The organism is uncultured Metabacillus sp., from assembly GCF_947503125.1.
Taxonomy (GTDB): Bacteria; Bacillota; Bacilli; order Bacillales; family Bacillaceae; genus Metabacillus.
Genome location: NZ_CANNCR010000156.1, coordinates 1 through 1089, shown reverse-complemented (window position 1 = coordinate 1089; position 1089 = coordinate 1). Strand labels below are relative to the sequence as shown.

Below are 1089 nucleotides of genomic sequence, written 5' to 3'. Positions count from 1 at the left end.
AACGTTTTAGTTTTAATTAACACCGAAGTGAACTTGTTGACCGCCGCAATCGCTCTTGACAAACACACCAATGGTTTAATTTGGGGTTAACAAGGGCGAAGGGAACAAAAGAAGGCATACCAAATAAGCCCTTGGTTCCTTCCATTTTAAACCATTGGCAAGTTCGGTTTGTCAAGAGTTCGTTCCACCGATTGCTGAGATAGGGCTCTGCTAAACAAAAGTTAGGCTCTTTGTTCCACTATCCATTGTTGAGCTAACTCAATCAGTTTTGTCCAACGTGCCGGCATTGTTGGAAGTCTTAGTAGTTCTGGATTCACTACAGGTACCTTACCTTCTAGGGCTGCATGTGGCCGTAGAAAATTAAAGTAAGCTACAAACAAAGTGACAAATGAAACCGATCCTTTTTCCGATCCAAAGCCATGAGTTGAGCGATAATTGCCCTTAAAAGTTCGATTGAGTCTTTCGATAATCTGTTTCAGTGGTCTATATTCCTTTGAAACAGGGTCTTCATTTGTCAGACCGATCACTTGCTTCACATCAAACGAAATATCATGCTGAGCGTAAAAGTGTTGTGCTAGAAGATAGATTGGATTTCCGTCTACTACGAATGTAAGGTTTTCTGGGATCTCTTCCATCTTTACTAAGACCTCATCAATTGCTCTAATGGCTGACGCTGTATCTCGGTTAGGAGACACCGGATAGGAAAGGATAATCTTTTTCAAGGCATCAAAAAAGAAAAAGAGATAATGCCAGCGACCTCCTACTCGGATATACGTTTCGTCGCCACAAAATTGATCAGAAAGCTCATAAGGATAGTAATCCACATAAGGCTTAAGTAGTAAAGCTACGCTATTTTCGTAGTTCAAAATTGTTTGGTGTGAAATAGCTACACCATGAACTTCCTGCATGATGGCAGCTGTCCTACGGGCCGAGAGGCCATAGTTTACATGGTAGGTCAAAATCAAACCCAATGTATGCGGTGACGCATATATTTTAGACAAATCTACTACTGGTAACTCAGGTGAATGCTTAGATAAAGGTAGAAAATCAATGTGAAACTGGCGAAAAATGTATCTCAATTTAAATGAC

Annotated in this window: 1 protein-coding gene; it reads right to left on the bottom strand. The window is 40.6% G+C overall.

Annotation, left to right across the window (positions count from 1 at the left end; translation table 11 throughout):
* Positions 1-221: 221 nt before the first annotated feature.
* Positions 222-1089, bottom strand: an 868-nt coding sequence (locus tag Q1B07_RS26605; RefSeq protein ID WP_299834310.1) for a DDE-type integrase/transposase/recombinase, incomplete at its 5' end; no start/stop codon positions are given.